Source organism: Pseudoalteromonas sp. OANN1 (assembly GCF_024124685.1).
Classification (GTDB): Bacteria; Pseudomonadota; Gammaproteobacteria; order Enterobacterales; family Alteromonadaceae; genus Pseudoalteromonas; species Pseudoalteromonas piscicida.
Genome location: NZ_JAMXSE010000006.1, coordinates 201,185 through 219,913, shown reverse-complemented (window position 1 = coordinate 219,913; position 18,729 = coordinate 201,185). Strand labels below are relative to the sequence as shown.

General features: G+C 44.1%; 19 protein-coding genes. All 19 read right to left on the bottom strand.

Annotation, left to right across the window (positions count from 1 at the left end; genetic code table 11):
- Positions 1-1,800 (bottom strand): chemotaxis protein CheA (locus NH462_RS08000; protein ID WP_253105305.1); only part of this gene is annotated, 1,800 nt, incomplete at its 3' end.
- A 13-nt stretch (positions 1,801-1,813) separates the two neighbouring features.
- Positions 1,814-2,590: a protein phosphatase CheZ gene (locus tag NH462_RS07995; RefSeq protein WP_010369103.1), complete on the bottom strand. Its 777-nt coding sequence runs from the start codon at positions 2,588-2,590 to the stop codon at positions 1,814-1,816.
- A 19-nt stretch (positions 2,591-2,609) separates the two neighbouring features.
- A complete protein-coding gene (gene cheY / locus NH462_RS07990) occupies positions 2,610-2,993 on the bottom strand; it encodes a chemotaxis response regulator CheY (protein WP_010369104.1) in 384 nt (127 codons plus the stop codon).
- A gap of 42 nt (positions 2,994-3,035) precedes the next feature.
- Positions 3,036-3,770, bottom strand: a complete 735-nt coding sequence (locus tag NH462_RS07985; protein WP_010369105.1) for an RNA polymerase sigma factor FliA — start codon at positions 3,768-3,770, stop codon at positions 3,036-3,038.
- A 2-nt stretch (positions 3,771-3,772) separates the two neighbouring features.
- Positions 3,773-4,633, bottom strand: a complete 861-nt coding sequence (locus NH462_RS07980; protein WP_010369106.1) for a MinD/ParA family protein — start codon at positions 4,631-4,633, stop codon at positions 3,773-3,775.
- The gene (gene flhF / locus NH462_RS07975; RefSeq protein WP_253105304.1) at positions 4,626-6,101 is read right to left on the bottom strand and encodes a flagellar biosynthesis protein FlhF; all 1,476 of its coding nucleotides are present in this window, start codon (positions 6,099-6,101) and stop codon (positions 4,626-4,628) included. The genes NH462_RS07980 and flhF overlap by 8 nt, the downstream gene beginning before the upstream one ends.
- Positions 6,102-6,120: 19 nt before the next feature.
- Positions 6,121-8,223 carry a flagellar biosynthesis protein FlhA gene (flhA, locus tag NH462_RS07970; protein WP_010369109.1) on the bottom strand — a complete coding sequence of 701 codons (2,103 nt, stop codon included), beginning with the start codon at positions 8,221-8,223 and terminating at the stop codon, positions 6,121-6,123.
- 83 nt (positions 8,224-8,306) lie between these two features.
- On the bottom strand, positions 8,307-9,437 hold the full coding sequence (gene flhB / locus NH462_RS07965) for a flagellar biosynthesis protein FlhB (protein ID WP_253105303.1): 1,131 nt from the start codon (positions 9,435-9,437) through the stop codon (positions 8,307-8,309).
- 9 nt (positions 9,438-9,446) lie between these two features.
- Positions 9,447-10,226 carry a flagellar biosynthetic protein FliR gene (gene fliR, locus NH462_RS07960; RefSeq protein WP_045989540.1) on the bottom strand — a complete coding sequence of 260 codons (780 nt, stop codon included), beginning with the start codon at positions 10,224-10,226 and terminating at the stop codon, positions 9,447-9,449.
- Between the two features lie 2 nt (positions 10,227-10,228).
- A complete protein-coding gene (fliQ, locus tag NH462_RS07955) occupies positions 10,229-10,498 on the bottom strand; it encodes a flagellar biosynthesis protein FliQ (RefSeq protein WP_039492511.1) in 270 nt (89 codons plus the stop codon).
- Position 10,499: 1 nt separating this feature from the next.
- Positions 10,500-11,237, bottom strand: coding sequence for a flagellar type III secretion system pore protein FliP (gene fliP, locus NH462_RS07950; RefSeq protein ID WP_010369122.1), 738 nt, complete (start codon positions 11,235-11,237; stop codon positions 10,500-10,502).
- Positions 11,230-11,688, bottom strand: coding sequence for a flagellar biosynthetic protein FliO (fliO, locus tag NH462_RS07945; RefSeq protein ID WP_253105301.1), 459 nt, complete (start codon positions 11,686-11,688; stop codon positions 11,230-11,232). The genes fliP and fliO overlap by 8 nt, the downstream gene beginning before the upstream one ends.
- Entirely contained in the window at positions 11,688-12,086 is a 399-nt protein-coding gene (gene fliN / locus NH462_RS07940; RefSeq protein WP_010369124.1) for a flagellar motor switch protein FliN, read from the bottom strand. Before fliN ends, fliO begins: the two co-directional genes overlap by 1 nt.
- A gap of 72 nt (positions 12,087-12,158) precedes the next feature.
- Positions 12,159-13,253, bottom strand: a complete 1,095-nt coding sequence (gene fliM / locus NH462_RS07935) for a flagellar motor switch protein FliM (RefSeq protein ID WP_010369125.1) — start codon at positions 13,251-13,253, stop codon at positions 12,159-12,161.
- A 10-nt stretch (positions 13,254-13,263) separates the two neighbouring features.
- The gene (gene fliL, locus NH462_RS07930; RefSeq protein WP_010369126.1) at positions 13,264-13,788 is read right to left on the bottom strand and encodes a flagellar basal body-associated protein FliL; all 525 of its coding nucleotides are present in this window, start codon (positions 13,786-13,788) and stop codon (positions 13,264-13,266) included.
- Between the two features lie 43 nt (positions 13,789-13,831).
- On the bottom strand, positions 13,832-15,919 hold the full coding sequence (locus NH462_RS07925; RefSeq protein WP_253105299.1) for a flagellar hook-length control protein FliK: 2,088 nt from the start codon (positions 15,917-15,919) through the stop codon (positions 13,832-13,834).
- A gap of 142 nt (positions 15,920-16,061) precedes the next feature.
- Positions 16,062-16,508 (bottom strand): flagellar export protein FliJ, encoded by a 447-nt coding sequence (gene fliJ, locus NH462_RS07920; protein WP_010369144.1) that lies wholly within the window; start codon positions 16,506-16,508, stop codon positions 16,062-16,064.
- Positions 16,508-17,839 carry a flagellar protein export ATPase FliI gene (gene fliI, locus NH462_RS07915; protein ID WP_010369147.1) on the bottom strand — a complete coding sequence of 444 codons (1,332 nt, stop codon included), beginning with the start codon at positions 17,837-17,839 and terminating at the stop codon, positions 16,508-16,510. Before fliI ends, fliJ begins: the two co-directional genes overlap by 1 nt.
- Positions 17,840-17,911: 72 nt before the next feature.
- On the bottom strand, positions 17,912-18,727 hold the full coding sequence (gene fliH, locus NH462_RS07910) for a flagellar assembly protein FliH (RefSeq protein ID WP_010369149.1): 816 nt from the start codon (positions 18,725-18,727) through the stop codon (positions 17,912-17,914).
- Between the last annotated feature and the right edge of the window lie 2 nt (positions 18,728-18,729).

The window sequence follows — 18,729 nt, the reverse complement described above, 5'->3', positions numbered from 1 at the left end:
CTCTAATACGGTACCAACCCCCAACTCTGATTGGATATTTACCGAGCCATTCAATTGAGTGATCTTCGTTTTAACAACGTCCATCCCAACACCACGACCAGAAATGTCTGAGATTTGTTCTTTTGTTGAAAACCCTGGTGCAAAGATCAAATTATAGGCTTCGGTATCGGACAGTCGGCTTGCTTGATCGGAGTCAATCACGCCTTTATTTATAGCAATTTTTTTGAGCTTTTCAGGATCCATACCGGCGCCATCATCTCGAATCGTGAGAAGAATATGATCTCCCTCCTGAGATGCTGATAATGTGACCGTACCCATTCTTGGTTTGCCCGACGCTTCGCGTACGTCAGGCATTTCAATGCCGTGATCTACTGAGTTTCTCACTAAGTGGACCAATGGATCTGCAAGCGCTTCAACCAAGTTTTTATCTAAATCCGTTTCTTCGCCTTGTAAAACTAGGTTGATTTCTTTTTTCAAGCTGCGAGCAAGGTCTCTCACTACTCGAGGAAAGCGACCAAATACCTTTTTGATTGGCTGCATCCGTGTTTTCATCACGGCACCCTGCAAATCAGCAGTGACCACATCAAGGTTCGAAATAGCTTTACCCATGCTTTCACTGTTGGTGTTATTCGCTAAGCTAACCAAACGGTTACGAACCAATACTAATTCGCCAACCATATTCATGATTTCATCAAGACGTTTAGTATCAACTCGGACCGTGGTCTCAGCTTGTGCCGCAGGTTTCTTCGCAGCGGCTGGTGTGGAAGCTTTTGCAGGCTCGGGCTCTTTTTGCGGTGCTGGTGCTGGAGTCGCAGGCTTAGCTTCAACTTTGGGCGCAGGCTTTGGTGCAGGTTTCGGCGCTGGCGCGGCTTTAACAGGCTCTGGTTGCGCAGGTTTAGTCTCTGAAACCTCTACTGGCGATTCATCGACCGCTTTAGGTGCACTGCCTTTACCATGAAGCTCGTCCAACAAAGCTTCAAACTCATCGTCGGTAATTTCTTCGTCGCCAGTAGACCCACTTGGGGCTGCTGGTGAGGTTGATTTAGCCTTAGGTTCACTCGCTTCTGGGGCAACAGCATCTTCTGCATTTGGTGCTCCACCGAATTTACCAACACCATGAAGTTCATCTAAGAGGTTATCGAATTCGTCATCGGTGATATCACCATCATCTGCGGTTGATACAGCTTCAGGTTTAGTTGCCGGAGCAACAGCAGGCGCATTACCCGAACCGTGTAATTCATCTAAAAGATTTTCAAATTCTTCTTCTGTTATCTCATCGATGCTGGAGCCGCTATCATCGCCTGAGCCAACATCGGCGTCGAATAAAATATCATCAGCACTTAAATCTGGCACCACAGGTTCTGGCTCAGAAGTAGGTTCGTCAATCACTTCACTGACTTCGTCTTCAGATGCAGGCTGGCTAAGTTTGTGGAGTGTTTCAAGCAACACAGGGTCGGCCGCTTCTGGTTCCTCACGGTTTTGAATACAAGCGAACATTTCGTTGATCGTATCCAAAGATTGCAAAATAACATCCATCAGTTCGGAAGTTACTTTTCGTTGCCCTTGTCGTAGTACATCAAACACGTTCTCCGCACCGTGACAGGCATCGACCAGTTCGGTCATACCTAGGAAGCCAGCCCCACCTTTTACGGTATGGAAGCCACGGAAAATCGCATTGAGAAGTTCTTTATCTTCAGGATTATTTTCTAGTTCAACAAGCTGTTCAGATAACAGTTCTAATATTTCGCCTGCTTCAACAAGAAAGTCCTGCAAGATATCTTCATCGACTTCAAAGCTCATACACACTCTCCAACTAGAAGCCTAAACTAGATAGCAAGTCATCGACTTCGTCTTGACCAGAAACCACGTCATCTCGCGATTCAGCGTCAATAATTGGACCTTCAGGTCCAGACAATTCATCACTGATAGTCTCAGTTGTTTTTATTTCGTTTTCATTCGCTTTCACAGCAGTTGAAGGCGCTTCATCTGAAGTACCAAAAACAGTCAGGAGGTGAATGAGACTATCTTCTACTTCTCTCACAAGCTCAATGACGCGCCGAATAACCTGCCCAGTCAAATCCTGATAGTCCTGAGCCATCAGCACATTAGTCATTAAACCTTGTAATTCGTCTGTACGTGTCTTTGAAGTCTGCATAAAGCTGTCGAGATCATGACACAGAGATTTAAACTCACCGAGTTGAATGTCTCTGCTCATCAATCGATCCCAAGTGGGCTTTATTTGCGCTAACTCATCCGCTAGATTCTGCGCAAGAGGTAAGCTTTCTTCGACCGCGTCCATCGTTTTATTAGCAGCGCTTTCTGTCATTTCCATAACATAATTAAGACGCTGCTTGGCGTCAGGTATAGCCTCTGTCGTGAGATCTGAGAGTCGAGTATCGAGCTCAAAGTTCTTCAAGGACTCGTGTAATTGGCGAGTTAGCTTTCCAACTTCTGCAAATAACTCCGATTGCTCTTTGTTAGCAGCTTCTAAAATCAGCTGGTCAGCTTTTTCTTGTTCACCTTGTTCTAGAAGCTCAACAAGTTGCTTAGCTTGTTCAAGTGTAATTTGAGGCGCAGCATTTACAGACATAGGCCATATCCCCTTGCTGTTAGCCTAGTCGCTCAAATACTTTTTCAAGCTTAGTTTTGAGCGTACCCGCAGTAAACGGCTTAACAATATATCCGTTCACCCCTGCTTGCGCTGCTGCAACAATTTGTTCTTTTTTCGCTTCTGCGGTAACCATCAACACTGGAATGTGCTTAAGCTTTTCATCTGCGCGTATTGCACGAAGCAAATCAATACCTTGCATGCCCGGCATATTCCAATCAGTTACTACAAAGTCAAACTCCTGATTTTGTAGCATCGGAAGTGCTGTACTACCATCATCAGCTTCTTGAACATTGGTAAAGCCTAAATCTCTTAATAGGTTTTTGATTATTCTTCTCATAGTAGAGAAATCATCAACCACGAGAATCTTCATGTTCTTATCCAAAACTTCCTCCAGTGAGGTTCGAACCCAACTATTTTATGTACTCTAATTTATCCAGTCATTGATTTTAGCTTTAAGCTTTATCATTGCCTGACCGTGAATTTGGCTTACTCGAGATTCACTGACATCAAGGATGGCACCAATCTCTTTTAAATTCATTTCGTCGTTATAGTAAAGTGATAAAACCAGAGCATCCCTTTCGGGTAACGCTTTGATAGCATTTACTAAAGACTCGTTAAAACGTTCATTTTTAACGTTATTAAACGGTTTGTCTAGCGCAAAATCGCTGTTTGCTGGGGTTATCACGTCTTCATCAACCCCAAGATCCTCAATACCGATGACTTTACTTGCATTTACATCATGTAAAATATGATGGTACTCATCTAGAGATATATCAAGTTTTTCAGCGATTTCAGTGTCTTTTGGTTCTCGACCAAGGAGAGATTCGAGCTCAGATATAGCTTCTGCAACCATTCTGCTATTTTTGTGAACAGAACGAGGCGCCCAATCACCACGACGGATTTCATCCAGCATTGCGCCTCGAATACGGATCCCGGCAAAGGTCTCGAAACTAGCGCCTTTAGTTGCATCGAAATTTTTAGATGCTTCAATCAACCCAATCATACCTGACTGGATCAGATCGTCGAGTTGCACACTTGCCGGAAGTCGAGCAATCAGGTGGCACGCCACTTTTTTGACAAGTGGAGCATGCCGTTCAACCACCTTATGAATGTGGTCTGAAGTTTGATATCCCGCAGCTCTATTGACCGGAGAAGCCATAATCACCCGTTTACAAGTTGTTCAATGAAAAATTCTAGATGACCGGAAGGTTGATGCGGAATTGGCCATTTCACTGCCTTAGCGGCAAGTCCCTTAATCGCAATCGCCGCAGGAGAACTCGGAAATAAATCCACGATAGCTCTTTGTCTGCGAGAAGATTTACGCATGTTTTCGTCAAACGGTACGGTGGCCACTAATTCCAGTGCTACATCAAGAAAACGGTCTGTAACTTTTGAAAGTTTAGCAAATAATTCTTGCCCTTCACGCATACTGCGGACCATATTGGCAACAATTTTAAAACGATAGACACCATGCTCTCTGCTCAAAACTTTGATCAACGCGTAAGCATCTGTAATGGAAGTCGGTTCATCACACACCACAACCATCACATCTTGTGCAGCTCGAGAGAAGCTCAGAACCATATCTGAGATACCAGCTGCGGTATCAACAATTAATACATCAAATTGCGTGTTAAGCTCGCTAAATGCACGAATAAGTCCTGCATGCTCTGCGGGAGTCAGCTCTACCATACTTTGAGAGCCTGAAGTCGCCGGTACAATTTTAATTCCAGCGGGACCTTCTACGAGAATCTCATCTAGTTCACATTCACCCGACAACACGTGTGACAGATTCTTTTCTACCCTTAGACCTAACATCACATCACAGTTTGCCAAGCCCAAGTCCGCATCTAAAACGAGAACTCGCTGTCCTTGTTGGCCCATAGCGATGGCAGTATTGAGCGAGACGTTGGTTTTACCCACCCCACCTTTTCCACCGGTCACGGCTATTACTTTTACACCCTGGTTGCTATTTTGACTCATTCTACGCAGGCCACTTGCTTGATCTAAAACTGTGTTAATCATACATTCCTACTGACTCTGACGCTACAGGTACACGTCGAGAGTGCTGTGCTTTTATTCTTTTTAAATACAATTGCTCAGCCTTTTTTACTAGCTTTTGAGCATTTGCTACGCGAATGTCTTCTGGCACTCGCTGACCGTTGGTAAGATACCCTATTGGCAAGCGATTTTGAATCGCTATGCTAATTATCTCACCTAAACTTAGACTTTCATCAAGTTTTGTGAAAATACAGCCACTTAAATTTACTTTTTTGAAGTGTCTTACTGTTTCTTGTAACACATTCATTTGTGCTGTCGCACTTAATACTAAATAGCTGCGAATATCTACTCTCGCGCTACGCATAAGTGTATTTAACTGTTCAGTTAAGCGCAAATCTCTTTGACTCATTCCCGCTGTATCTATTAATACTAGACGCTTATTGCGTAAATGATAAAGCACTTCTGCAAGTTCATTTGCATCTTTAACTTGCTTAACCGGACAACCAATGATTCTACCATAGGTAGCTAACTGCTCGTAAGCGCCAATTCTGTAGGTATCTGTCGTTATTAACGCCACTTTATCTGCACCGTATTTTTGTGCACCTAATGCCGCTAATTTTGCAACCGTTGTGGTTTTACCAACACCAGTTGGACCCACCATCGCAAATACTCCACCTTGACGAAGAATATCATTGTTAGTGGTGTGCATTTGGTTGATCACCATGTTTAACAATGCATTCCAGGCTTCTTTACGAGACACATCATCAGGGATAAAGCATGCCATTTGCTCAGCGACATCTTTGTCTATTCCCATTCCTTCCAGACGGTCAACAAGACACGCACGGGTTGGATCACGACGAGCCATTTCTTGTTTCATTAGACCAGATACTTGATGTTCAAGTAATTGACGAATAGCGTTCATTTCTTCGCGCATTGCACTCATTTCGTCAGGCTTGGCATTTAACTCAGGTAAATCATCACCAAAACCGTTGTCTAACTCATCCGACTCGCCCCAATGCTGTGGCTGCTCAAATGCATCATCATCAAAGTCAAAAGATTGGCGACGAGCTTGCTGTGGCTTCGCTTGGTGCGCCGGCGCAGCAGTTTGTGTTTTACGTTGGCTGCTTAACATTTGCTCTGTATCAATCCCCGATTGGGAGAACATAGAAGCAAGTTCTGGTGAGCGTGGGCGCGGTGCCTGACGCTCTAGCAATGCCGCTAAGCTATCGGCAACTTGCGCTTGTTTTGCTGGCTGTGCTTGGCGAGGCTCTGGACGGACAAAGCGGGTCGGAGCCTCGTTTGAGGCAGTCGCACGGGCAGCTGGAGCTTGCTTAACAGGTGCTGCAGCACGGTCATTATCAACTGCTGCGACGATTTCAACACCATCTGCTAACTTTTTGTTAGACATAATGACAGCATCTGCACCAAGCTCTTCTTTTACTTCATTTAAAGCCGTACGCATATCTTTTGCGAAGAAACGTTTAATTTTCATGTTACAGCCCCTTTATCCTCTATTGTCCAACCGAGCTCACTATCTTAATTTGTCTTTCTTCCGGCACTTCTTGATATGACATCACTCTAAGACCTGGAATCGTATGTTTAACAAATCGAGACAGCACACTTCTTAACATACCTGAGGTTAATAAGATGGAAGGTTCCCCTAGCATTTCTTGGTTGTGATGTGCTTCTCTTAATGATTCTTGAAGCCTCTCAGCCAAGCCAGGTTCAATACCCGCCCCCTCATCACCTGCGTTCTGAAGTGACTGATGCAACATCTGTTCCAACTCAGGCGCCAATGTTATGACAGGAATTTCTTCTTCGCTTCCAACGGCATCTTGAACAATCAATCTGCGTAATGAAATTCTTACCGCAGCCGTTAACACATCAGGGTCTTGGCTCCGTGGGCCGTACTCAACTAAGGTTTGTACAATCGAGCGCATATCTCGAATCGCAACGCCCTCATTAAGCAGATTTTGAAGCACTTTTACCACGGTAGTGAGTGGTAAAATATCAGGCACTAAGCCTTCAACTAATCTAGGGTGACTTTTCGCAAGCATATCTAATAGGTTTTGTACTTCTTCATGGCCAAGCAATAGTGATGCATTATTCGTCAATAATTGACTGATATGTGTTGCCACCACAGTTGCAGCATCTACTACTGTATAGCCAAGCGAATGCGCCTCATCTTTTTGGTCTGGCTTAATCCATACCGCATCTAGGCCAAATGCAGGATCTTTAGTTTCTATACCTTTAATCGGCCCAAACACCTGCCCTGGATTAATTGCAAGTTCGTCGCCATGCTTCAACTCACCGGTTCCTGAGCCAACTCCCATTAAAGTAATATTGTATGCATTTGGATCTAGTTCTAGGTTATCGCGAATATGTACCGGCGGTACTAAAAAGCCCAGTTCCTGAGATAGCTTTTTACGCACCCCTTTAATACGACTGAGAAGCTCCCCGCCTTGGGCTTGGTCAACTAGAGGAATTAGGCGATAACCAACCTCTAAACCAATCACATCAACAGGTTGTACATCATCCCAACCAAGCTCTTTTTGATCTTGTTGATGGCCTCCTTTGGCAGCAGGTCCTTTGGCAGCTTGTTCTGCCTTTTCGATTTCCGCCTTTTTCTTTTGCTGGCTTGTGTAATAGGCTATATAGCCAAGTAATACACCTAAACCTAGGAAGGCAACATGTGGCATGCCTGGAACGAGTCCCATGGTGATCAAAATACCTGAAGCAATAGCTAGCGATTTTTCATTACCCAGTTGGCTTTTAAACTGATCGCCCATGTTGTGCGATTCATTTTGACGCGTTACGACAATTGCAGTGCCAATTGAGAGTAAAAGAGATGGAATTTGCGCGACCAGACCGTCACCGATTGTCAGCATGGTATATACTTCCATCGCGTGGCCAAAGCTTAAATCATGCTGGATCATCCCAACGAAAAGGCCACCTATTATATTAATGGCGAGGATCACGATACCTGCAATAGCATCACCTTTAACGAATTTACTTGCACCGTCCATTGACCCATAAAAGTCGGCTTCTCGAGTCACTTCTTCACGACGAGCCCGGGCGTCATCTGCAGAGATAAAACCGGCATTTAAGTCCGCATCAATGGCCATTTGCTTACCCGGCATAGCATCAAGGGTGAAACGCGCAGACACCTCTGAAATACGACCCGCACCTTTGGTAATTACGACAAAGTTAATAATAATAAGGATAAGGAATACAACTAAACCGACGGCGTAGTTGCCACCAATAACAACACTACCAAAGGCTTCGATCACCTTACCTGCCGCATCACCACCATTATGACCTTCAAGTAATACGACGCGAGTACTCGCTACGTTTAATGCCAATCGCATGATAGTCGCGATCAGTAGTACCGCCGGAAACATACCAAATTCGAGTGGCTTCAAGGTATAAACAGTCACCAATAGCACCACTAGTGCCAATGCAATGTTGAAGGAAAATAGAATATCAAGCAAAAAAGGAGGTAACGGTAGAATAACCATGCCAAGTGCTGCAAGCACCAACAATGGAGTACCCACACCTTTAGCATATTCTTTTTTATCTCGATTGAGTTGTTGTAAAACTGCTTTAAATTCCATAACTTAACACAAGCAAAAAATTGACACATAGCAACAAATGCAATATGCGTTCCAATTAATAGCTTATTTTTATGAGAGCAATTTTAATGCTTCAAATCGTCTGGGATTGGTAAATCTCGAGTAAGTGCAACGGGTCTTTTCCCTTTGCCCTTTTGAAAACGATTTAGCTGAAATACATATGCAAGTACCTGTGCAACCGCGGTAAACAATTGTTCAGGGATTTGATCACCTACTTCGGTCGTGTGGTAAAGCGAACGAGTCAATACAGGTGATTCCACTATCGGCACTTCATTCCCTTTGGCTATTTTTCTAATTTGCATCGCAAGTTCATCAACTCCTTTTGCAATTACAATAGGCGCTCCCGCTCGTTCAGTGTCGTATTTAAGCGCAACCGCATAGTGAGTAGGGTTGGTCACAACAACATCTGCATCTGGTACATCTTGCATCATACGTCGTTGCGACATTTCTCTTTGTGTTCGACGGATCCGCGCTTTTATCTGAGGGTCACCTTCTGAGTTTTTGTATTCATCCTTGACTTCTTGTAGCGTCATTTTAAGCTGTTTATGGTGGTTATAACTTTGATAAGGGGCATCAATCGCTGAAATAATGATCATGGTGCAACTAAGTGCTAAAAACATCCACGCAATGATTTCTAACGCATGCTCTATACTCGATGGGATTTGCTCAATACTCAAGTGTAATATTTCGTTAAAATACATATTGATAAGCAAGATTGCAAAGCCAGCTACTAATACAAACTTAAGAACTGACTTCAATAACTCTATGGCCGCTTGCGGGCCTAACATTCGCTTAAATCCCTTCAATGGGGACATTTTACTTGCTTTTGGAGCGGCTGCCTGCCAAGAAAAGTTAAAGCCCCCGAGTAACGTATTCCCCACTATTCCTGCAATTGCGATTATAAAAACAAACATGGCCATTGGAAATAGCAGTTCAGCAGCAATATCTCCCCACACAGCAAACATTTTGGTTGTATCGTAGGTTTCATTGCGATTGAGCGACAACATTCGCCCCATAACATTGTAGAGCGCCTTCCCAATTCCAGGCCCATACAAAAGTAGAGCTATTGCAGAAAACAATAACACAAACGTCGTGCCGAGCTCTTTTGAACGGGCTATTTGGCCCTTCTTCCTAGCATCGTCTATTTTCTTGGAGGTGGGTTCTTCGGTGCGTTCTTGACCGGAATCTTCTGCCATTTCAGACTCCTATACCGTGCAACCAATTAGATCGCACATCAGCTCTGTCATTTTGAGCCATTGAAATTCAAATTGTGCTAAAAAATTACCCAATGTCGCCCAAATAATGGTAAGCCCTGCAACTAAGGTAAAAGCAAACCCCACAGAGAAAATGTTCATTTGAGGCGCGGCTCGAGTCATAATCCCAAATGAGATATTGATAATCAACATTGCAGTTAACGGAGCTAATGCAAGTGCAAGAGCCGTAGAGAACATCCATCCCCCCCAATTAACTATTCGCCAAAAATTGTCTACCGCCCACCAGTTCCCTGCAATGGGAAAGCTTTCAAAACTATACACAACCATTTGGATCATCATCAGATGGCCGTTATAAACAAAAAACAGTAATGTCGCTAATATTAAATAGAACTGACCGACAGCAGGTACACTCAACCCATTGGCCGGATCTACAACAGATGCGAAACCAAGACCGGTTTGCATAGCAAGGATTTGACCCGCAATGATAAAAGTATTCAGAAGTAGCAATGAACCAAACCCAATAGCTACCCCAGTGACCATTTCTTGAATAACAACTAAAATCATCGAAAAGGAGAACAAATCGGTAAATTCTGATTTGGGCAAAACGGGGACCACGGCAAAAGTAACGACCACGGCGAGTGCAAACTTAATTCGGGCAGGTACACTCTGTGCCCCAAGCCCCGCCATTACCATCATCATTGAACTTATCCGCACCAGTGGAAGTAAAAAATCACTTAGCCACTGCATGATTACCGCAAAGGTGAACTCCATGATTAGCCTGCAATTTCAGGGATGCGCATCACCAAAGAGGTAAAATAGTCCATTAGTTCTTGAGTGAGCCAATGGCCGCCAATGATCAGCGCAAGGATAGTAATAATGAGACGAGGTAAAAAGCTTAATGTTTGTTCATTAATCGATGTTGCTGCTTGAAACACAGCAACAACTAAACCAACTAGAAGCCCAGGTACTACAATCGCCGCCACCAGCTTGATGACTAAAAACAATGCATCACTTAAGATATCGACAAAGACTTCTGGTTCCACATTACACCCCCAATCCGAAGCTTCTGGCCAGTGTACCCATGACCAAACTCCAACCATCGACGAGCACAAAAAGCATAATCTTAAACGGCAAGGAAACTATCATTGGAGATAACATCATCATACCCATGGCCATCAAGACACTGGCTACGACTAAGTCGACTATCAAAAATGGAATAAAGAACATAAAGCCGATAATAAAAGCCGTTTGCAGCTCAGATGTAACGAAAGCCGGAATAATAACGATAAACGGCGTGTCTTCAGGGCTATCAAGCTTGTCATAACCCGCTATCTTGGCAAAGGTTTCAAGGTCTTTAATTCGAGTTTGTGACAGCATAAAGGCTTTCATCGGTTCTTTAGCACGTTCAAGTGCTTGGATTGACGTGATTTCTTCCTTTATGTACGGCTGCACCGCTTCATCATTTATCTGCGAAAATATGGGTGCCATTATAAACAACGTCAAAAACAACGATAAACCGAGTAAAATTTGATTCGATGGCGACTGCTGCAGACCAATCGCCTGTCTCAAAATCGCAAGCACAACAATTATTCGAGTAAACGAAGTCATCATGATAACAGCTGCTGGAATAAAACTCAGCGCTGTCATAATGGCGAGTACTTGAAGTGTCACTGAGTACTCTTGAGAGCCATCAGGGTTTGTTGTAACGTTTATTGCTTCTATCCCTTCTGCAGAAGCTACCCCAGAAAACAGTAATAAACAGAGTATCAGCAATCTAATCATGACTTTTCTTATTATGGTTATTGGCTACTTGCCCTTTGCCCGCAAAAAACTTTTGTAACTCATTTGCAAATGGCGTTCGGCTAACATCATCTAACGGTGTTTCCAACTGGTATAAGTAGTTGATATTACTTGGTGTTACTCCAAGCAAGTGCTGCTTTTCATCCAACTCGATAACCAGCAAACGTTCTTTAGTACCGAGCGATATACTTCGGATCACCTTAAAGTCTTTCTGGTTTACAATATTGGGATTTAAACGTTTTAAAACGAACGCTAAGCCTAAAATAAGTAGGATCACCAACATCAGAGACAATCCCATGGAAAGTAGCTCTGAGCTTAACCCCGCGGTACCAGCCCCTACAGAAGATTTAGGTACTGTCTCTGAGGTTGTTGCAGTGACAGCCCGTGTATAAAAAGCGATGCCAAACACTGCTAAAGACCAACCCCAGCGCATTAACGTAGCTTTTTAATACGCTCAACCTGACTAATGACGTCCGTTAAGCGAATACCAAACTTGTCGTTTACTACAACCACTTCACCGTGTGCGATCAACGTACCGTTAACAAGTACGTCCAGCGGTTCACCAGCTACTCGATCCAGCTCAACAACAGAGCCCTGATTTAGCTGTAATAAGTTACGAATATTAATTTTAGAGCGGCCAACTTCCATAGAAATGGTAACTGGAATGTCTAAAATGGTATCGAGTTTTCGTTTTTCATCTGACGATAATGCAGGCGCTGAATCTTTGAGTTCATCTAACTCTGCAACTTCTGGCTCACTGCCACCTTCGGCACCTTCGGCTTCAGCGAGTGCTGCTGCCCATTCGTCCATAGTATCTTGATCATCGCTCATTGGATTACTACCTGATTAAGTTAATTTGTTGTCCATAATTAGTCTCACGATTTTGCGTATACAAGTCCGCGACTACCAATCTAAATCTACACCTTCAGAAAGATGTAGATCTTCTTCTAATTCTGCCAGTTCAGCATCAGAGTCGAGCTTTTTACCACCTTTGGTAAATACATGAAGCTCAGACTTAACTGATTCTGGACGTTTAATTTTTTCACTGATCTGCAACGCGACATTGTCACGAGAACGGCCCATTTTTGCTCTAAACGTTGGCAATTCTTCAATAAAAACCGTTACATGCTCTGGCATTTCCACAGGAATAACATCACCAGCTTGAAGCTTCATTATTTGCTCAAGCGATAAGTCAACTTCCAGTAACTGGGAAGAAATCTCAACTTCTACATCCATAATCTCATCACGAAGCGCCTTACTCCAACGTAGATCGGTATCTTCAGTATCTGATTGAACACCGGCATCGAGCAATTCTCGAATAGGTTCTAACATAGAGTAAGGCAGTGAAATATGGAAATCGCCCCCTCCACCGTCTAACTCGATGTGAAAAGAGCTAATCACCACCACTTCTGTAGGTGACACAATATTAGCCATCGCTGGGTTCACCTCTGAGTCGAGGTATTCAAACGACACATCCATCACCGGCGCCCAGGCTTCTTTGTAATCTTCAAAGATGATCTTAAGGAGCATCTGCACGATACGACGTTCCGTTGGTGTAAACTCACGCCCCTCGATCTTGGCATGATAACGACCATCCCCACCAAAAAAGTTGTCTACAAGAATAAAGACCAGACGCGCTTCCATGGTTATCAGGCCAGTACCTTTTAGCGGTCTAAAGCGCACCATATTCAAGCTGGTAGGAACGAATAGAGTATGGATATATTCGCCAAATTTCAGCATTTGTACGCCGTTGATAGAGACCTCAGCGGTGCGGCGCATCATGTTGAAAAGGCTGATCCGCATATGGCGGGCAAATCGTTCATTTACGATTTCAAGCGTCGGCATTCGCCCACGCACAATTCTATCTTGAGACGAAAAGTCATACTGTAAGGCACCAGCACCTTCGCCGTCACCACCATCACCGATTTCGTCTTCTTCGACTTCATCTACACCATGGAGTAGCGCATCAATTTCGTCTTGGGATAATAAATCGCTCACAAATACTACCTTATTGCATCACAAAGCCAGTAAACAACACACGCTCGATTACTTTGCTACCTTCAACCCCTTCCATCGCAGCTTGGACTTTATCTAGCGCCGTTAAGCGCAACGTTTCTTTACCTGCACTTGTGCTTAACTCATCAGCAGTAGTCGTTGAAAACACGCTCAGTAAAGTACCTTCAATCAAGGGAATATGCTTCTTTGCTACTTCTTCATTAACATCACCGCGAACCAGCAGCTGAACTTTAATTTGCACAATTCTATCGCGACTAGCACCTGGTACATTAAAAACAAACGGGCGAGGCATAGCAACGTACAGTGCGCTCCCCATTTGCGCAGCGCTACCTTGCTCCGCTTTAACTTCGCTTGCTGTCGTCTCTTCTGCTAAGGATTCTTCTGGTGCGTCTGAGCCTGAAAATAAGAAAAACCCTGCGACACCGCCGAGTATCAATACCGCAGCGGCAATAATGATAATCAGCTTTTTCTTAGAACCACCCGTTTCTTCTATTTCTAAGTCGGTTTCTTCAGCCATAGCAAGCCCTTATGATCTTTATTAATTATAATAATAGCAGGTGTTAGGCATAGTAATCTATTGCAGAATCAGTATTTCTCTTTTGCGGCGATTGCGAATTATCAGAAATCCCCGATTCATCACCTAGAGTTTGCTGTCCACTCGTATTGCCACCAGCAGTTTGCGACTCTGATTCAGTATTTCCACCTTGCTGATGTGATATTTGGCTCTCACCCAGCTCAATACCCTGCTCAGCTAACATTTCTCTTAGTCTTGGAAGTGATTGCTCTAACAATTCTTTAGCTTGCTGATTTTGCACCACAATATTCACTTGGGCCTGCTCTGCATCGCTTTTTATCCGAATTTGCATCGCCCCAAGCTCTGGCGGGTCTAAGCGAATCTCAGCTTCCTTATTGTTAAGGTTTAGCATCAGTCCTACCCGTTGATGCAGCTCTTTAGCGGCATCTTGACGTGCTATGTTAATCGCCTGTTGAAGATTAGCATCTGTTGCTTGCTTTGTCTGTGTTGTGCTTTGGTTTGTTGGCTGAGACTGTTGAATTTGCTGAACTTCTTTCAATGTTTGGTTTAGTGAGCTAGTGTCTTGCGATGCGCTTAAAGGACTTGCTTCAGGCTTGACTGGAGTTGGTATCGCTGTTGCAGCATTAGCCGATTGACGCTCATTTTTAACCGTCTCTTTCGCGATGCTTGCTTCCGCTTGCATCAGCTTACTATTTTCTTTATCAACTATCTTTTCACTTATTTGTTTTTCTAAGTTCTGTTTTTCTGAACTTTGCTTCTCTGCTGCCAACTTTTCATCGCTAGTCAATTTATTTACAGCTATATTTTTTTCAGCACGTTCATCCTCTTTAACTGCCACAGCCTGCTGCTCACTATTGTTAGACTTTTCTTGCGCGCTATTTACATTAAAAGACGCTTGGGTAGTGTTTTTAACATCCGTAGCAGCTTCTTGCGGCGTGTTTGTTGTAGTTTGTGTTACGACAGAGGATGGCACAAATGCTTTAAATTGCTGTGCATTTGCGATATCAACACCTTTACCAATTAATTGAGCTACGGCTTTTTGTACACTTGGTGATGCATCATAAATATCCAGCTTACCAGCTATCACGGCTTTTAATTCTTGTTGTTGCTGTACGGTCAACTTTTCTACCATAGTTTGCACATCTGTAGTGCTTTTAGTACTTACTGCGTTTTTGTCTTTTGCAGTTTGTGCACTAGCCTCAGAGACGGTTTGCTTTGCCTCTGATTGCTTAGCTTCAGATGAGGAAACCGATTGAGCAAGTTCTGATTTCTTAGCAGCTAAGAGTTCTTTCAGTTGCGCGGTTTCAGACTCACTTTCAACTTGAGACCCGATTGACTTATTAGCGCTTGTCTCCCGTTTTTCTATGTTTGTATTGGTAACCAAGGCTTGAGTGCTAGTATCCTTTTGTAACTTAGGCTGTAATATTTGCTCTTCAGTTTCTGAACTGTCATTCAATAACGAAGGTTTAGCAACCTCACCTTCTGAGTCTTGGCTGTCCAAAAAAGCTGCCTGCTGTAATAACGAGGTTGGCTTAGTACCGGCGTTTTCAGTTTGGCCTTTCCCCCCTCGACTGAGTTGACTTGCTTCGTCTTGTAGTTGCTCCTGAGACAGTGCACTATCGCTAGCTACAACCTCTTCATCAGCCGAAGAAGCATTGCCCAATGCTTCTTTGACTGATTGCGCAATTGCTGTTGGGATTTGACTTAATGAAGTGCTCTGCTGTTTTGCAGCGTTGATCTGAGCATACAAGTCATTATCAGGGGAATCTGGGAGTGGTTTGTCCACAACTACCTGACCTTTGTCAGTGTAGCTAACAGTAGAAGTTGGTACTTCCCCTTGCTGCTTAGAAGAAGAGGCTTGTGCTTTACTATCAGACTGCGGAGCATCATCTAATGCTACTTCGCTATCTATTGGCACATCCAGATCTGAGGTTACAGGATCTGCAGACTCTTTTACCTGCTTGTTTGCACTCTCTTGTTCAGCTAACTCTGCCATTAAAGCACTAAACCCAGAGCCGCCCTCAGAACCCTCAGCATCCATATCTTGGGATTTTTCTTTAATATCAACCTCGTTACTGCCTCGTTGCAGCATGGATGCAAGCATTAGATTCATCTTAAAGCTACCTCATAAAGTGGCAATGTCCTGCCGTTGTAATACACCATTAAAAACCAACACTATGAATATTAGTGACTTTTACGAGTGAACTACCTAAATAATAAAACGCTGATTATTACGAAGCATATTTCGAGCCAACTTACCAAGCACGCTCTCTTCGTACAAACTGATTCGTTGCAAACTCATCAAGCATCTTTTGCTCTGCTTTGGCAAGACGAGTTTGCTTCGCAAGGGCTTGCTTCTCGATAAGCTTTTCAATTGCCTTCGTTTTAGCCTGCTGTGCTAGCCATAGCTTGCGGCGTTGTTCAACCACCTGCTTCGCGGTGTTGACCGTTTTTGCTTGCTGATCAATAGCCTGCTCAATCTTATTAATAAAGTTATGGTATTGATTGAAACCGCCACTAGACAGACCAACTTGTGCTTTACTATGAAGCTGCATGCTGTATTCCAGACGGAAATCGTTTAGTCCCGATAACCGTTGTTGGTTTGTTGCTAAGTGCTGCTGCGCTTGAACAAAATTCGCTCGAAGGTTATCTTCTTTGTCTTTTTCTAGCTTAAGCAATAAAGTCAGTTTGTTATTTGCCATTATGCTTGTCCTAGTAGCTTAGCGAGGCCTTGTAAACACTCGTCGTAATTGATCACGTCTTTCATGCCTTGCTGAAGGAAGTTATTCACCGCAGGCATCATATTTATCGCCTGATCTAGCATCTGATCACTGCCACGTTGATAAGCACCTAAGGTGATCATGTCTTTATTTTGCTGGTACATTGAATAGACTTGTTTGAGCACTCTGGCTTGTTGCATGTGTGCCTCTGATACCACTTGAGGCATCACTCGACTAATGGACTTTTCAATATCTATCGCTGGATAATGACCACTATCGGCAAGCTCTCGTGATAATACAATATGACCATCCAAAATAGCTCGGGCAGCATCGGCAATGGGGTCTTGCATATCATCACCTTCACTCAATACCGTAAAAAATGCGGTAATTGAGCCTTGTCCTTCACCACCATTACCTGCGCGCTCAACCAATGCTGGGAGCTTTGCAAACACGGAAGGCGGATACCCTTTTGTGGCTGGCGGCTCGCCTACCGCAAGCGCTATCTCACGCTGTGCCATGGCATAGCGCGTCACTGAATCCAATAACAACAGTACATTTAACCCTTGATCGCGAAAATACTCCGCAATAGTCACAGCACTTTCACAGCCTTTTAAACGCATCAGCGGTGAGGCATCGGCGGGAGCGGCAACCACTACGGAGCGGCTTCTACCCTCGGCGCCCAAAATCTCATCAATAAATTCTTTCACCTCACGACCACGTTCACCGACCAAGCCTACGACAATAACATCCGCTTCACTGCCTCGTGTCATCATGCCAAGCAGTACCGATTTACCCACACCACTCCCTGCAAACAGACCCATACGTTGACCTTGACCCACTGTCACGATCGAATTTATCGCGCGTACACCTACATCCATTGGTGAGTCGATTGGACGCCTTGCAAGTGGGTTAATGGGCGCTGCGGCAAATTTCAGATGTTTCTCAGCGTCAATGGCACCGAGGCCATCTAGTGGTCTACCAAGTCCGTCAACCACGCGGCCAAGTAGACCCATTCCGACAGGCAATCCAGCATCCTTGACTTTTGGGATCACTCGCGCTCCAGGAAGGACGCCTGTAATATGATCGTTTGGCATAAGGTAAAGCGTTTCTTGATTGAAACCGATGACTTCTGCATCAATAAAACCGCCCAGCGTCTCGATTTTACATTGACTGCCGACGGGAGCACTTAGCCCCCTAGCTTCAAGGGTGAGGCCAACCACACGGGTGAGGCTGCCTGCAACCGCAACCCCGTATGGTTTGATAAATTTCTGATACTTACTGATGCGCTCGCTCATAGCAGCAGATGTCGACATGTTCGCAATTACCTTAGGAAGGCATCGTTATCCTGTTTTGATTGCTTCGCTTATCTAGATAACAGTGCAGTATTATTGGTTTATACCGCTATCTTGCAAAAATGATTCCAACACTTCGCTAATACGGTTCTTAAGCGTCATATCAATGGATGACTGTGGCGTCTTCACCTCGCAGCCACCTCTGTCCAACGTCGGCTCTGGAAGTAACTGCCAATGCTGTGATTGTATATGTTCTTCGCCGTACATGGCTTGCACTAAGGCTAAATCTTCTGGATGCAGATGGATGCGTACTGTTTGATCTTTGACAGGCAGCGCGTCCATTGCTTTTTTCAACGCGTTTAAAATGAGTTCAGGCGAGGTTTTGAGTTCTTTAAAAATAACCTGCTCTGCCAATAAATTGACGAGTACTACCAGCTGCTTTTCACACTCATCATCAACCTTATTCAGTGGCGTTTGCATGCTATCTAGAATAGCGGATAGCGCTTTCATCCTTTCTTCAATAAGCGGTTGTGCTTCCTCAAGTCCCTTTTCTTTACCTATTTCTACGCCTTCTTTATAACCGGCTTCTTTACCTTCAGAAACCCCTTTGTCAAAGCCTTCAATATAGCCCTGTTCATGGCCTTGCTTTATTCCTTCGTCGTAGGCGTCCTGACGGATCTGCTCTAATTCTTCAATGGTCAAAGTAGGAAATTCAGGCTCTTGTGGCTCAGGTTCGGAGTGTGCCTGCTTTTTCGTATACAGCTCTTCAAGCGGTGTACCGAATGCGGTCGAACGACCGCGGAATTTTTCGGGCTTATCCGTAACATCTGGAATGGGCCAGTTTTCTAATAACTCATCCAGCGCTTCGGTGCTGACTGGGCGGCCTTTATACAACTTTTTATCGACCATGG

Excerpts from the sequence above, each read along its gene's own strand:
- NH462_RS07995 (WP_010369103.1), bottom strand. The coding sequence starts at position 2,590 with ATGTCTGTAAATGCTGCGCCTCAAATTACACTTGAACAAGCTAAGCAA.
- NH462_RS07985 (WP_010369105.1), bottom strand. The coding sequence starts at position 3,770 with ATGGCTTCTCCGGTCAATAGAGCTGCGGGATATCAAACTTCAGACCAC.
- NH462_RS07980 (WP_010369106.1), bottom strand. The coding sequence starts at position 4,633 with ATGATTAACACAGTTTTAGATCAAGCAAGTGGCCTGCGTAGAATGAGT.
- flhF (WP_253105304.1), bottom strand. The coding sequence starts at position 6,101 with ATGAAAATTAAACGTTTCTTCGCAAAAGATATGCGTACGGCTTTAAAT.
- flhA (WP_010369109.1), bottom strand. The coding sequence starts at position 8,223 with ATGGAATTTAAAGCAGTTTTACAACAACTCAATCGAGATAAAAAAGAA.
- flhB (WP_253105303.1), bottom strand. The coding sequence starts at position 9,437 with ATGGCAGAAGATTCCGGTCAAGAACGCACCGAAGAACCCACCTCCAAG.
- fliR (WP_045989540.1), bottom strand. The coding sequence starts at position 10,226 with ATGGAGTTCACCTTTGCGGTAATCATGCAGTGGCTAAGTGATTTTTTA.
- fliP (WP_010369122.1), bottom strand. The coding sequence starts at position 11,237 with ATGATTAGATTGCTGATACTCTGTTTATTACTGTTTTCTGGGGTAGCT.
- fliO (WP_253105301.1), bottom strand. The coding sequence starts at position 11,688 with ATGCGCTGGGGTTGGTCTTTAGCAGTGTTTGGCATCGCTTTTTATACA.
- fliN (WP_010369124.1), bottom strand. The coding sequence starts at position 12,086 with ATGAGCGATGATCAAGATACTATGGACGAATGGGCAGCAGCACTCGCT.
- fliL (WP_010369126.1), bottom strand. The coding sequence starts at position 13,788 with ATGGCTGAAGAAACCGACTTAGAAATAGAAGAAACGGGTGGTTCTAAG.
- NH462_RS07925 (WP_253105299.1), bottom strand. The coding sequence starts at position 15,919 with ATGAATCTAATGCTTGCATCCATGCTGCAACGAGGCAGTAACGAGGTT.
- fliJ (WP_010369144.1), bottom strand. The coding sequence starts at position 16,508 with ATGGCAAATAACAAACTGACTTTATTGCTTAAGCTAGAAAAAGACAAA.
- fliI (WP_010369147.1), bottom strand. The coding sequence starts at position 17,839 with ATGTCGACATCTGCTGCTATGAGCGAGCGCATCAGTAAGTATCAGAAA.
- fliH (WP_010369149.1), bottom strand. The coding sequence starts at position 18,727 with ATGGTCGATAAAAAGTTGTATAAAGGCCGCCCAGTCAGCACCGAAGCG.